11 protein-coding genes are annotated in these 13,347 nt (G+C 55.9%); 6 read left to right on the top strand and 5 right to left on the bottom strand.

The window, feature by feature from the left end:
• Positions 1-100: 100 nt before the first annotated feature.
• The gene (locus AC781_RS07455) at positions 101-949 is read left to right on the top strand and encodes a hypothetical protein (protein ID WP_067775946.1); all 849 of its coding nucleotides are present in this window, start codon (positions 101-103) and stop codon (positions 947-949) included.
• A gap of 36 nt (positions 950-985) precedes the next feature.
• Here the strand turns inward: AC781_RS07455 and pgsA are convergent, their stop codons facing one another.
• The 4 genes from pgsA to AC781_RS07435 form a co-directional block, all read right to left on the bottom strand.
• Complete coding sequence (gene pgsA / locus AC781_RS07450; RefSeq protein ID WP_067775943.1) at positions 986-1,579, bottom strand: CDP-diacylglycerol--glycerol-3-phosphate 3-phosphatidyltransferase; 594 nt, start codon at positions 1,577-1,579, stop codon at positions 986-988.
• A 43-nt stretch (positions 1,580-1,622) separates the two neighbouring features.
• Complete coding sequence (locus tag AC781_RS07445) at positions 1,623-2,756, bottom strand: prepilin peptidase (protein ID WP_067775940.1); 1,134 nt, start codon at positions 2,754-2,756, stop codon at positions 1,623-1,625.
• Between the two features lie 13 nt (positions 2,757-2,769).
• Positions 2,770-3,861 (bottom strand): LOG family protein, encoded by a 1,092-nt coding sequence (locus tag AC781_RS07440; protein WP_067775937.1) that lies wholly within the window; start codon positions 3,859-3,861, stop codon positions 2,770-2,772.
• A gap of 100 nt (positions 3,862-3,961) precedes the next feature.
• Positions 3,962-4,681 (bottom strand): hypothetical protein, encoded by a 720-nt coding sequence (locus AC781_RS07435; RefSeq protein ID WP_067775934.1) that lies wholly within the window; start codon positions 4,679-4,681, stop codon positions 3,962-3,964.
• Positions 4,682-4,981: 300 nt separating this feature from the next.
• On the opposite strand from AC781_RS07435, the gene AC781_RS07430 reads away from it, so the two are divergent.
• The 5 genes from AC781_RS07430 (at position 4,982) to rplT (ending at position 9,722) form a co-directional block, all read left to right on the top strand.
• Complete coding sequence (locus AC781_RS07430) at positions 4,982-6,034, top strand: L-threonylcarbamoyladenylate synthase (protein ID WP_067775929.1); 1,053 nt, start codon at positions 4,982-4,984, stop codon at positions 6,032-6,034.
• A gap of 135 nt (positions 6,035-6,169) precedes the next feature.
• Complete coding sequence (locus AC781_RS07425; RefSeq protein WP_067775926.1) at positions 6,170-6,514, top strand: histidine triad nucleotide-binding protein; 345 nt, start codon at positions 6,170-6,172, stop codon at positions 6,512-6,514.
• 24 nt (positions 6,515-6,538) lie between these two features.
• A complete protein-coding gene (locus AC781_RS07420; RefSeq protein WP_067775923.1) occupies positions 6,539-8,920 on the top strand; it encodes a glycoside hydrolase family 31 protein in 2,382 nt (793 codons plus the stop codon).
• 59 nt (positions 8,921-8,979) lie between these two features.
• A complete protein-coding gene (gene rpmI, locus AC781_RS07415; protein ID WP_067775920.1) occupies positions 8,980-9,189 on the top strand; it encodes a 50S ribosomal protein L35 in 210 nt (69 codons plus the stop codon).
• Positions 9,190-9,338: 149 nt separating this feature from the next.
• Positions 9,339-9,722 (top strand): 50S ribosomal protein L20, encoded by a 384-nt coding sequence (gene rplT / locus AC781_RS07410; protein WP_067775917.1) that lies wholly within the window; start codon positions 9,339-9,341, stop codon positions 9,720-9,722.
• A 238-nt stretch (positions 9,723-9,960) separates the two neighbouring features.
• Here the strand turns inward: rplT and AC781_RS07405 are convergent, their stop codons facing one another.
• Positions 9,961-13,347 carry a glycosyltransferase gene (locus AC781_RS07405; RefSeq protein WP_067775912.1) on the bottom strand — a complete coding sequence of 1,129 codons (3,387 nt, stop codon included), beginning with the start codon at positions 13,345-13,347 and terminating at the stop codon, positions 9,961-9,963.

The raw sequence follows: 13,347 nt of genomic DNA, 5'->3' as shown, positions 1-13,347 counted from the left end.
TTCGAGGGGGCGGACCGTTTTGTTACAATGAAAGTTGCTCATGGAGGCAGATACGTCTTGCACGTCCTGCGAGCCTGCTTTAGAATGAGTGCGACGCGCGATGAAACTGATACAAGGCAAGACTGTCGGGCTGGCGATCCTCAGTTACAAATCTCCACAGACTCTTTCCAAGACGCTGGAGAATTATGCCCGTGTGCATTTGAAAGAGATGTTTGACGATGCCTGTGTCGTCTTCCAGTCCGTGGGGCCGAAGGATCTGGCCGTGGCCGACAAGTGGGAGTACCGCACCGTAGCTTCCGGGCACTATCTCGGCGTGATCGAAGATTTGCGGCTGACGCTGGAGAATATGAGGACGGATTACATTCTTCTGATGGAGAATGATTGTCCGATCGAGTCGAACTTGTCCGAACGCGATGTGCGTGCGGAGCTGGAAAAGGCAGTTCGCCTTCTGGCGGATGGCGAGGCCGATATGGTGCGCCTGCGCCATGCGTGGAGGCCGGGAGGCAGTTCCAATGCGGCAGCCAAATATTCGAGATACTACGATGTGAACCAGTTGTCCGCATCGTGGCAGAATGCCGAGAAGCTCAGCAATTCTCCCCAATGGGTGAAGAAGATGCGGCGCCTGCTGTTCCCGAAGGAAGCGCGCCACAGCATCGGCCGCGCCGTGTATGTGGAGGAGAATCCCCATTTGTGTTTCCCGGACGATATCCGCAAGGTGGGTTCTTTCTATATTGTGGATAGCGCCGTTTTTCCGTGGACGAACCAGCCTTCGCTGATTCCCCGCCGTTTTCTGGAGCAATCCCTCGTGCGCCTGTCTCGCGTGCAGCAGGGACTCGTGAACATGTCTCCGGATGATCTGGAAAGGTTGTTCAATTCCCGGCGCTGGGATTCGGAGCATTTCCGTATCGCCATTTCCAAGGGGATTTTCACCCACACGCTGAAGGCCTGATTGTCCGGCTTTTTCCGCCTGTGCAAGACGGCGGGTTCAACGCAGGAATTTCCAGGACTGGATGCAGTAGTGAAGGCCCGACCACACCGTCAGCAGGACGGAACCCCACAGGGTGATCTGGTAGGTATACTCGCCTGAAACTCCCTGTGTGAAGAAGGCAAAGGGCTGGCAGGCGCAGCTGCCGTAGGCGATGACGATGAGGCATTGCGTACAGAAGGCGAGCTGGAAGGCGGTTTTCCATTTGCCGGTCCAGTCTGCTGCCATGATGACTCCCTTGTCCTGCGCGATTTGCCGGAGGCCGGTGACGAGGAATTCGCGGCAGATGATGAGGGCGGTGACCCAGAAGGGGCATTGGCCTGTGGTCGTGAGGAAGATGAAGGCGGCAGAGACGAGTATCTTGTCCGCGAGAGGGTCGATGAGTTTGCCGAAGGTGGTGACCATGCCGAGTTTTCGGGCGAGGTAGCCGTCCAGCCAGTCGCTGACGGCGGCGAGGACGAAGGCATACAGGGCGATCACATTGCCCGAGATGCCGGCCAGGCGGATGCCCGACATTTCCAGACTCAGGGCGACGGTGAAGACGACGACGAGGGCGATGCGCGCCAGAGTGATGGAGTTCGGCAGGTTGAACATGGTGCGGCAAGCGTAATGCAATTCCGGAGCGGAGTCAAGGGAACTATGTAAAATAGCCGGTGTACCAGTTCCACAGAGACGAGCCTCCGAAGACCCAGATGATGGCCGCCGCGAGCAGGTAGGGGCCGAAGGGCATCGGGTTTCCCCGGCCCACTTTGGTGGCGAGTCCTCCGACGATACCCAGAAGGGATGCGGCGATCAGGGTGAAGACGACGCCTTCCCATCCGCACAGGGCGCCGATGGCGAGCATGATCCAGGCATCGCCGGAGCCCATGGCGGCGCGTGAGGTGCGGAGGCCACGGAAGGTGCCGGAGAGAGTGTCGCAATCTTCGAGCGGGTAGGCCGTTCCCGTTTCGGTCGAGACGCTGTCTGCGGTGAAGGTGAGCGTGCCGCCGGGTACTTCCGCGCCGTCGATGAACAGGGTGGCATCTTCAAGGATGAGCCTGTTGCCGGGTTCGGCGAACAGCTCGGCCCAGCTCATGGGGCCGTCCGGCAGGGTGAGGATGATGTCTTCTCCGTCGTCGCATTGCCTCAGGCTCCAGGGTGCGGGTTCTTCGTGGCGTATCCGGCGGTGGCCGAACAGAAGTTTGCCGGCGAAGGCGACGGCTTTCATCAGGATGAACCCCGCGATGGCGCCGGCTGCGCTCCACATGAGGCCGTCGGAGGCTTCCAGCGCGGTGCCGTCGATAAGCCACGGGGCGAAGGCGGCGAAGCCCAGTCCGGCAGCGGTGGCCAGCAGGGCGTGTTTGGGCAGGACTTCCATGCGTTCGGCATCAATGGCGATCATGACGACGGCCATCGCAAGCCACAGGCAAAGCATGAGCTGGGCGAGCAGGTCTTCCTGCGCGTAGTACATGGTGGCGGCGACGAAGAGACCGGCCGTGGCGGCTTCCACCAGCCAGTAGCGGAAGGGGATGCGGCCGCCGCAGGAAGCGCATTTGCCGCGCAGGATGAGCCAGCTGAGGAGGGGGATGTTCAGGTACCAGGGGATTTCCTTTTCGCACCGGGGGCAGAAGGAGCGGGCGGGGTCCGAGAGGGACAGACCGCGCGGCGAGCGGTAGATGACGACATTCAGGAAGGAGCCGATGCACGCGCCGAAGAGGCCGAAGCACAGCGGGAAGAGCCACGGCATTTCGGCGCGGAGGAGGCGGAGGGTGTCTTGCAGCAGTGCGTACATGGGCGGTTCGCGGTTACTCCGCGTCGTTGATGGCGTCGATGAACTGGCGGAGCCTGCCGTAGTTGCCGCGTTTCAGGTGGAAGACGAGGCGGGGCAGGTCGGCGATCAGCGGTTCATCGTTTTCCTCGGCGAGCGGGCCGCGCTGGACGATGCAGCCGTCCTTCACGAGGTCGGCGAAGTCGTGCTGAAGTTTGGCGATCGCTTCCGTCGAAAGCGAGGATGTGAGGCGGATGGAGATCATATCCCCGACGAAACGGTACGAGTGGAAGATGTGGTAGAAGCGGTCGATGTGTTCGATGGCTTCCTGAGGATTCTGGGTAACGAAGAGGAAACTGAGGTCTTCCGGGGAGATGAGGTGGGAATCGACGAGTTCCGTTCTGATGAAGGATATCCACTGTTTCCAGAAAGTTTTGCCGGGAGCATCGAGCAGCACGACGGGGTAGATGGTGGCTTTGCCCGTCTGGATCAGGGTGATCGTTTCGAAGATTTCGTCCATCGTGCCGAATCCGCCCGGGAAGGCGACGAGGGCGTCGCTTTCGGAAACGAAGTTGAGCTTGCGGATGTAGAAATAGTAGAAGTTGATCAACCGGGGATTGCCCTGCATGACCGGATTGGCTTCCTGCTCGAAGGGCAGGGTGATGTTCAGGCCGAAGGAGTTGTCCGCTCCCGCGCCTTCGTTGCATGCCTGCATGATGCCGGGGCCGCCGCCCGTGATGGTCATGTAGCCGTGTTCGGTCGCCAGTTTGGAGAAATCGCGGGCGACGATGTAGGAGGGTTCGCCTGCCTTGATGCGGGCGGAACCGAAGATGGAGATTTTGCGGATGTGGCGGTAGGGTGTGAAGGCCTGGTTCGCGTGGAACATTTCCGCCAGCGTGCGGTTCATGACCTCAAGATCGTGCTCGGAAATATCCGATGAGGCGGCTTGAATGGAAGTGGAAAGCAGCTGTAGCAGAATTTCCGGATTGTGGCCGTTGGAATGGCGGTTGGAGATGTCGTACAGGGCTGCATCGAGAAGGGGAATGCCTGTGCTTTTGGGGACGGTGAAGGTCCAGGTCGAATCGCCGCCGGAAAAGTCGCGCTTGTCGAGATAGGGAGGATGTTGCATGGATGGAATCGCAGATGCGGGTTGAAGGCTGCTACTATGCACGAAGCCCGGCGTTTTGTCACTGCGAAAATGCGGGTGTATGCCGCAGGGCGATCGGCAGTCAGTGGAGAATGGCTCCCTTGTCGGATATTTGGATGCTCCATTCGGATCGTCTGTTCGAATTGTCCGCATCCTGATGGATGTAGATGTATTCGCGGATATGGGGGTGCGGCGATGTTTTGTGCATGCGGATCAGGCGGGCGTTGCTGTCGGCAAGAATCCGCCGTTCCCTGTAGGTGCTTTCCGCCTGCCTGTCCAGCGCCTCCTCTGACGGCCTGTAGAACAGGACAACCGGAAACAGTGCAAGAAGGCCGAAGTGCAGCGCCAGATAGGCAGGCCGGCAGTACCGCTGGAGTGTGGTGCCCTGAACGATGCCGTATTTCAACGGTATGTACTTGATCAGGGCGTACAGGATGATGCCGGCAGGCAGCGACAGCCATGACGCAATCAGAAGGTACTCCCAGAAAGGGTCTTCATTAAGGAAGGAGAAAGGGTCGTGATTCGGCATGCCGATCAGGCTGAATATCCACCAGCCCCCGGATATCAAGCCCACCTCAAGGATGAGTATCGGGATCCACAGGCCGTGCACATGCAGGAAGGCAAGCCGGCACAGCAAGCCCATCAGGGTGATGCCGCCGGAGAGCAGGACAATCATCAGGCCTTCCATCAGGTGGTTGTATTGCAGCGCTCCTTCGGGATTGCCGAAGACGGTGAACAGGAAGAAAGCCGCAATGAAGGCGGCGGTGGCCGTTTGCATCGTTCGGGTGCAGAGGGGGGACATGGGCAAGGATGGGCTGTGATGCAGTATAGGAGAAATTTGCCGCCATGCAAAGCCGTTTTTTTATTCAAAAATGCCCGGACAAGACGGGAAACGGAATAGCGAACCGTTCGGTTTGCTTGATCATGCAGCCCAATATTATTGGGAGAATAAGTTGGAATTTTGCCGAAAATCCGGGAAATCGGTGAAATCTGTGTTTTGTCAATTTCTTCTGCTGCATGCAGGGTTCATGTGGAATTAGATGTGCCGCCTTTGTCTGCGGGATTGACCTTGTGCTGTTTTTCGGGTAGGCTCCGTGCAGAGATGGAAACTCAAGTGATCGAAGTGGATCCGTTGGAGGACGGACGCAAGGTGTACCAGCAGGCCGCCGCCGTGCTGGCGGAAGGGGAACTCGTCGCGCTGCCGACGGAGACGGTGTACGGCCTCGGTGCCGACGCCTACAATTGCGATGCGGTGGCGCAGGTGTTCGCCGCCAAGGAGAGGCCTTCCTTCGACCCCCTGATTCTGCATCTGGCGAATGCCCGGCAGCTGGATGAAGTATGCACGGTGCCGGAAGAACTCAAGGAGACGGTGGAAAAGCTCGCCCAGGAATTCTGGCCGGGGCCGATGACTCTGGTGCTGCCGAAGAAGGATGTGGTGCCCGATATTGCGACGAGCGGCTTGCCGACCGTTGCCGTGCGGGTGAGCGCCCATCCGGTGATGCGCGGCGTCTGCAAGGCTTTGGGCCGTCCCGTGGCCGCGCCGAGTGCGAACAGATTCGGCCATATCAGCCCGACTTCCGCAGGAGCCGTGCTGAAGGAATTGGGTGGCCGGATTCCGTGGATATTGGATGCCGGAGCCTGTTCCGAAGGTTTGGAAAGCACGATTCTGCGCCCGATGCTGGATGAGAAGGGCAAACCCGCCGTCGAACTGCTGCGCGAGGGCCCGCTGGTGCGCGACCGCATCCGCAAGGTGGTTCGCATCGCGAAACCCCGCAAGCCGCGGGCAGGCGAAGGGGAGGAAGCCGAAGCCGCGCCGAATGCTCCCGGCCAGCTTCCCAGCCATTACGCGCCCACGAAGCCGCTGCTGCTCTGGGATGCCAAGGAGGAGTTCACTCCGGAAGAAGGTGTAGCCTACGGCCTGATCAGCTATCAGGGCGATTCTCCTCTGTCCATGCAGGAATGCTGGGCGAATACGATTTCCCTGAGTCCCGGCAGCGGAAGGCTGGCGGAGGCTGCCGTGCGTCTGTTTGCCGTGATGCGGCAGATGGACGAGGACGAGGATGTGCAGGTGATCGTGGCCGAGAAGGTGGCGGAAACCGGGCTCGGTTGCGCCATCATGGACAGGCTGCGCCGCGCTTCGGCCGCTCGCGGTTGATGCGCCACCTGTTCTTTCTGAATGTTTCCCGCTTTCCTTCCGGGGGAGGCGGGTTTTTCTTTCGTGGGATTGGAGCTTCCGGCACCGGAATTATTGTGGACACTGCCGCGCATTTTTGCTATCTTAGCGGGCGATATGGAAAAGACACTTTTTCAGAAGATCGCTGACGGGGAGATTCCCGCGACGATCGTCTATTCCGACGACCGTTGCGTCTGTTTCCGCGATATTCAGCCGCAGGCTCCGTCCCATCTTCTGCTCGTGCCCCGCAAGCCCATTCCCCGCATCGAAAAGGCGGAGGAGGAGGATGCCGGCTTGCTGGGCCACCTAATGCTTTGCGTGGGCAGGATCGCCCGGCAGGAAGGGCTGGACGAAGAAGGATTCCGCGTGGTGATGAACAACGGTCCGGCTGCCGGAGAAGCGGTGCCCCATCTGCATATCCACATTCTCGGCGGGCGCAGCCTGCAATGGCCTCCGGGCTAGGATGACGGTTGCCGCAAGCCTCCCATGAGTGAGACGTTCACAGCATGGTCCCGTGCCGAGTGGGTGGATCCGCACACACTGGAGCTGGCTTTGCCGACGAACAACCTCCGCATCTACTTTCTGGACAAGGGGATTGTGCGGCTTCGGTATGTATCCGGCGCCGTGTTTGAAAACATTCCGAGCTACGGAGTGGATCCGGAATACGAGCCGGATTATCCGGAATTGGCCGAGGAGGAGACGGCGTATGCCCTTGAAGTACGGACGCCGCGTCTGATCGTGCGCATCCGCCGGGCCGATGCGGGGCTGGAATTCATCCATCGCCGCACCAATACGGTGCTGAACCGCGATGCCGAAGGCATGGGCCACCGGAAAATCGAGTGGAACGGCGAGGAAAAAGTCTGGGTCAGCAAGCATCTGCCTGAAGGCGAACACGTCTTCGGACTCGGGGACAAGCCTTGGGCGCTGAATCTCCGGGGCAGGAGGTTTGAAATGTGGGGTGCGGACTACTATGCCTTCAAGGAAGGTTCCGACCCCCTTTATAAGAACATACCGTTCTATATGGGGCTGAACCGCGGCGTGCAGTACGGCATTTTCTTCGACAATACGATGCGGAGCTACTTCGACATCGGCGTGGCGAATCCGGAAAGGCTCATCTTCGGCGCGGACGGCGGGGTGATGGACTATTACTTCGTCTGCGGCAAGTCGGCGGTGGATACCGTGCGGCTTTACACCTGCCTCACGGGCCTGCCTCCTCTGCCTCCGCGCTGGGCGCTGGGCTACCACCAGTCGAAATGGAGCTACGGTTCGGAAGAGGTTGTGAACGCACTGGTAGCCAAGCTGCGCGAGCAGCGCATCCCCTGCGACTGCGTGCATCTCGACATCCACCACATGAACCAGTACCAGGATCTGACGTGGGACCGGACGAAATTCCCCGATCCCCCCGGCATGATCAGTCGGCTCGAAGAGCAGGGGATCAAGGTGGTGACGATCGTGAACCCGGGCATCAAAATCAACCCGGACAATTATGTGTGGCGGTCAGGATTCGAGCGCAACGTCTTCTGCCGCCGGCACGATGGCGCCCTGCTTGAAGGCAGCGTGTGGCCGGGGCTGTGCAACTTCCCGGACTATACGGCGCCCCGCACGCGCGCCTGGTGGGCGCACCTCTTCAAAAGGCAGATCGCGGAATACGGAGTGCGGGGCATCTGGACGGACATGAACGAGCCCGTCATGTTTCCCGACAAAACATTCCCGGACGATACGCGGCACGATTACGACGGCTACTCCTGCTCCCACCTGAAGGCGCACAACGTGTACGGCCACTGCATGGCGCGGGCCACGCGGGAAGGCATGGCGCAGTTCGCCCCCGATCGCCGCCCCTTCGTCCTCTCCCGCTCCGGCTACGCGGGCATGCAACGCTATGCGGCCACATGGACGGGAGACTGTGAAGCCGATTGGGACAACCTCAAGATGGCGAACCTCCAGTGCCAGCGGCTGGCAGCGTCCGGCGTCTCCTTCTGCGGAAGCGATGCGGGCGGCTTCCTCAAGCACCCGACGCCGGAACTCTTCTGCCGCTGGATGCAGATGGCCGCTTTCCACGGCTTCTTTCGCAACCACTCTTCGGGCGAGTTCGGCGGGCAGGAGCCCTGGCTCTTCGGCGAGGAAATACTGGGTTATGTGCGCCATGCCATCGAGGAACGTTACCGGCTGATGCCCTACATCTATACCCAGTTCTACAAATACTCCACGCAGGGTATCCCGGTCATCCGGCCTTTGGCCCTTCAGTGCGAAGAAAACCCGGACACCTTCTGGCGCAGCTCCGAATTTTTCCTCGGGGACGATCTGTACATCGTTCCCGTCCACCATCCCGGAGAAACGGGCCGCTTCATCTACATACCGGACGGTCGCTGGTACTCCTACTGGACGGATGAACTTGCCCCCCGCTCCCTCAAGGAAACATGGGTGGAAGCTCCGCTATCCCGCCTCCCCGTCTTCGTGCGGGGTGGGGCCGTCATTCCGCGATGGCCCGTCCAGCAATACATGGGTGAACTTCGTAACCCGCCTTGCATGCTCGACATCTGGTGGGCACCCAACTACGAACACTCCAGCTCCTGCTTCTCGGATGAGGGGGACGGCTACGGCTACCTCGAAGGGCTGTACCGCTACATGACCTTCAACTACATCGGGGGCAGGGACTATTTCACGCTCGTGCGCACCGACCAGGGCCACAAGGCCTTCTCGCTGCCCGTGCTGATGCTGCGCATCCACTGCCTCCCCGCCGGAGCGAGGAACATCGTCTTCACCGTCGACGGACAGCCCCGCGACATCCGGGCGGACGGGAAAGGCGTGTACGAGGCGGAAATCCCCGTCTGCTTCACCCGCATCGAAGTATCCTTCACAAGGGAATAACGGGGTAAATTGCAAATTTTTCTTGCTATTGGGACGAACTGGTGTATTGTACTCCCACCATGACCCGTAAGGCAGGTATTAACAAGACCCGTAAGGCTGTTGCCAAGCGATTCAAGGTTACCGGTACGGGCAAGGTTCTGCGCCGCCATCAAGGCAAGCGCCACATCCTCCAGAAAAAGTCCAGCAAGCGCAAGCGTCAGCTGGGCAAGGTCGCACTCGTGGCCTCGACGGACGTGTGGGCTGTGAAGCAGAATCTGCCCTTCGCCTAAACCGCTGAATCCCTCAGCAACAACTAGACTATCGCTCGCACCACGAGCGACCTTCATGCAGCCTTCCTCCCGACGTGGAGGATACTGAGCAGACGAGACTGCAAGGAGGTGAGGAAGAACAGTCTGTTCGACAGAAATAGAGATAAACTATGCCACGTGCAACAAATGGGCCGGCCTCGCGCCAGCGTCGCAAGCGCATCCTTCTTCGCGCCAAGGGCTTCCGCGGATTCCGCAGCAAGCTCTACCGCTATGCCAAGGATGCTGTGTATAAAGCATGGCAGTATGAATACCGTGACCGCAAGAGGAGGAAGGGCCAGTTCCGCCGCCTCTGGATCGCTCGTATTTCGGCTGCCGTTCGTGATCGCGGATTGACCTACTCCCGCTTCATGGAAGGCCTCAAGGCTGCGAACATCGAAATCGACCGCAAGGTCCTTTCCGACATCGCCATTCAGGATGCCGCCGCTTTCGACACCATCTTTGCCTCCGCCAAGGAAGCTATCGATGCCAAGGAAGGCGCCGCTCTCAAGGCCTGATCGCGAAAAACGCTATTAATATGAAAGGCTGTCCGGTTCATTCGGACAGCCTTTCATGCGTTTGGTATCAAGAGTAGGATTCAATCAATGAGACAGACTTTGATCAATATGGTGTCACCCTTCAATTCTGATCCTTACGGCTGAAGAAATGAGGAAATGAAGATATGCAGTTCAGGGAATCAGTGAGTAGCCGATTTCAATCATGCGAGAATGATAAGATTGATTCTTACCGCCATCGTCAGAATTTGAATCGGTAACGATCACGGAATTTTCGGCGTGCCTTCGGAAAGATAATAAATTTGGAAAGAATCCCAACGATTCTGTTGAGTTTTTTGATTCGTTTCGATGCTTTTTTTTCTATAAACAAATTGTTTTGCGTCAAGTACGATTCAAGAATATCCTTTTTGATGGACTCCTGTTGTAAATCTTTATTTAACGTTGTGATGAGATGCTGCTTAAGCTCAGGATTCGTTTCAATGAATGTGTCGGTTAGTTTCTTGAAGGCAGACAAAGTTTCAGCCTTCTGCATGTTTTCTTGCATGAATCGGATGCTTTGCGTTTGTTGCTGGCGGAAATCATGTTCAGCCAAGATGTTCTCAAGCTGCAGAACCCACCACAATCCTCCTTTGCCTCGCTGTTTCGCCGCATGGATAATATCAAGATGGAAACTTGCATGATCAATGATTTCCGGCCGTATCTGTTCGAGCATCTCCGGCGTCAATGTCGGCATATTAGGGCATTCGGTGCCACATGCCAGAAAATTGAGCTGTGTGCGAATACACTCCTCACAGTGCCCACAATTTGTTTGGCCTTTTTCGTTTTTCCAACAGACGCGAAGTGCTTGTATACCTGCTTGCCATTGGGTAATGAGAGCCGCTTTTGACGTGCTATCATATTGAAGGCCATCGGTTTGAATTCGGAAATTTCTGGAAGTCAGCAGAGAGGCGCTGATGGGATTGGAACCCCATCGCATGAGGTCGTGCGCATCCGAAATGGCAATGTGATATGGATACGAGCCACCGATAAGGCAGTCGGAATATTTTTGAGATAAAAATGACGCACATGATGTTATACAAGAAATGTGCGTAATGGTATCCCATTCCATACCGTGTGGAATGCCTTTTACGGGCATATCCCTGAAGTTGGTTTTGATCAGGTGTGTTTGGCTGATACCCAGATCGTGCAATACGTTCACAGTTTGTTCAAAACACTCTTGCTGAAAGTCTTCGCGTGACAGAGGGATGTCAACGCCCGCAATCATGAGCCCTGCCTGGATATTCAGGTTCCTGTATCCGGCTAATCCTTTTGTATGCCGATAGGCTGCGAATTGTGCATCCAATCCTCCCGAAAAATGGACAATGGCTTTTCGATGTTGGACGGCACATGAGTCGTCTTCCTCAATGTTATCGGGAACGATCGTGACGGGATGGAATATGCCGGGAGAAATGTCGATCCAGTACTCAATCATCTGCTCCATATTTTCCAGTAGTGATCGGCTGACTGTTCCTTTGATATGGAAGGTTCCTCCGGTTGCCATCATATGGAAGATCAGCATGCGTATCCACGGATTGCCATTGAGTTCGATATCCTCTTTCTGTTCTACATGGCATATTTCAGCATGTACATTGAAGTTGCCGGTTGGAGCGATAAACCGGACACCCATCAAATAACTGGTGGCGGATGTTTGCATGATATCCATCGGTACAATGCTTTGTTCGAATGGATATTTTGTTCTTTCCATCTGTTCCCAATAAGGGAATTCATTCGGATGATTCAGGAGATGGACATTGGTTTGATGGTTGAGAGAATGCCTGTATACACCGGACAATTTCCCGTAGCTGTTGTCCAGCATGTATACTTCTTTGTTCATCAGCAGAGAACCGATGGCCCCGTGAAGTCGATCAGTGAGGACGATGTCCGCTTCATCTATACTTGACAAGAAGCGTTGCACAAAAGAAGCATTGCTGCTGAAGTCTTCGCATTCATCACTATTCAGTGCAGACAAATCCAGGGTCTCATAACTGTTGATGATGCTCTGGGTTTTGGCGATGGCACTTTCTCTGTCTTCGCGAATGAATAAAAGAACTTTTCGGCCGTCAGGCAGCGTTGACAGGGCGTTTTTGACCCGCTGTTTCAGACAAAGATCATCGAATGTCGGTTGTTTGACGTTTTGTGCGAGAAACGCCTGAACATCAAGTGAGATAGCCATATCATCCGCCAGAAGGAACCGTGTTTTATGGTTGTTTGTTTTGCAGTAGAAGAAACTTTCCTTGTCTCGACAAAAAACGGTAAATCGCTCATCCAGTACATGCAGCAGAGGCAGGCAATCATGGAAACTCTGAGGCAGAATGACGCATCGGCGGATGCGAGGATCGGTAAACAAGTTGATCAGCCAAGGCAGAGCACCCCAATCCGGAATGCAGGCTCCACCTCCTCCATAAACGAGATCGTACGCCGTGATACCCTCTTCCAAATTACTGTAGGGTTGGAAACGGAGCCCATGTTTTTCGAATAGGCCCAGTGTGGAGACGGCGATCAAGGCATCGCCAACATTACCTGGATTCGGCTTGTAATAGAAGGAATCCAGCTGTTGGAGCTGTTCGGCGATGGCATCTGCAGAGCGTGAATAGGATTGAAGAAACGATTCGTAGTCTGCTGCCTGTCGCAGAATGTCTGGAAGCTCTTTGAAGGCAGGAGGCAAGGAGTTTTGAAAATGGTGTTCCGGGCAATGGTCAAGCAGAGAAAGATAGGTTTCCTTGAATGCGATGTAGATATTCTTTTTATCGCGATGCGGTGTATGCCAAAAGGCCCAGTAAAGATGCCCAAGAGCTCCATGATAGAGATAATTCGACTTCAACGACTGATCGTGGAGATGTTTGAAGACGAATTCGGCTTCCAACCCGATAATTGTACATAGATCGTTGAAATGACGACTGCGGTCGTTTGTGATGGAGTCGGTTCTTTGTCGGTAGTAATAGAAACTATGTTCCAAAATGGCTATGGTTTCGGCCTGAAGGAGAGCTTTTTTGAAGAACAGATTGTCTTCAAACGATAAGCGAGGGGGAAACCGTAGATGCAACCGTTCGATGAAATCCCTTTTCCACAAGACCGTACATACCATGACGGGAAGTTGCCATAACAAGTGCCAATTATCAGAAAACGTTTGATAATTGAAATGATCGACCGGAAAATCGTGCGGCAATAAGGCCGAATAATTTGTATAGTCGTAAAGCCTCGTTTCTCTGGTTTTTTCATCGTATAAGTCGGCTTGAAACATGAGCATGTCTGCATGGCTTGTTTCAGCTTTTCGGACAAGTGTCTCAAGCGCATCCAATCTCAGCCAGTCATCGGAATCGACAAAGGCGATATATTTCCCTTTTGCTCTGTCGAGTGCATTGTTGCGCGATGCGCTCAGTCCTTGGTTCGACTGTTCTATGACGATAATATGGGAGTGATGCTGGGCATATTCCTTGAGAATGGCTCCACTATCATCCGTCGACCCGTCATTGACACAGATGATTTCCGTGTGTTGCCACGTCTGGTTGACGATGCTATCCAGACAGGTGCGAAGATATTTGCCCGTGTTGTATACAGGGATGATGATGGAGATGGTTGGTGAGATCAT

Origin of the sequence: Neoakkermansia glycaniphila (genome assembly GCF_001683795.1) — a bacterium.
GTDB classification, from domain to species: Bacteria; Verrucomicrobiota; Verrucomicrobiia; order Verrucomicrobiales; family Akkermansiaceae; genus Akkermansia; species Akkermansia glycaniphila.
This window is presented reverse-complemented; position numbering and strand designations above follow the sequence as displayed.

Coding starts and splice junctions, on each gene's coding strand:
- AC781_RS07420 (WP_067775923.1), top strand. CDS start 6,539: ATGAGTGAGACGTTCACAGCATGGTCCCGTGCCGAGTGGGTGGATCCG.
- pgsA (WP_067775943.1), bottom strand. CDS start 1,579: ATGTTCAACCTGCCGAACTCCATCACTCTGGCGCGCATCGCCCTCGTC.
- AC781_RS07440 (WP_067775937.1), bottom strand. CDS start 3,861: ATGCAACATCCTCCCTATCTCGACAAGCGCGACTTTTCCGGCGGCGAT.
- AC781_RS07425 (WP_067775926.1), top strand. CDS start 6,170: ATGGAAAAGACACTTTTTCAGAAGATCGCTGACGGGGAGATTCCCGCG.
- rplT (WP_067775917.1), top strand. CDS start 9,339: ATGCCACGTGCAACAAATGGGCCGGCCTCGCGCCAGCGTCGCAAGCGC.
- AC781_RS07445 (WP_067775940.1), bottom strand. CDS start 2,756: ATGTACGCACTGCTGCAAGACACCCTCCGCCTCCTCCGCGCCGAAATG.
- AC781_RS07455 (WP_067775946.1), top strand. CDS start 101: ATGAAACTGATACAAGGCAAGACTGTCGGGCTGGCGATCCTCAGTTAC.
- AC781_RS07430 (WP_067775929.1), top strand. CDS start 4,982: ATGGAAACTCAAGTGATCGAAGTGGATCCGTTGGAGGACGGACGCAAG.
- AC781_RS07405 (WP_067775912.1), bottom strand. CDS start 13,347: ATGATCTCACCAACCATCTCCATCATCATCCCTGTATACAACACGGGC.
- rpmI (WP_067775920.1), top strand. CDS start 8,980: ATGACCCGTAAGGCAGGTATTAACAAGACCCGTAAGGCTGTTGCCAAG.
- AC781_RS07435 (WP_067775934.1), bottom strand. CDS start 4,681: ATGTCCCCCCTCTGCACCCGAACGATGCAAACGGCCACCGCCGCCTTC.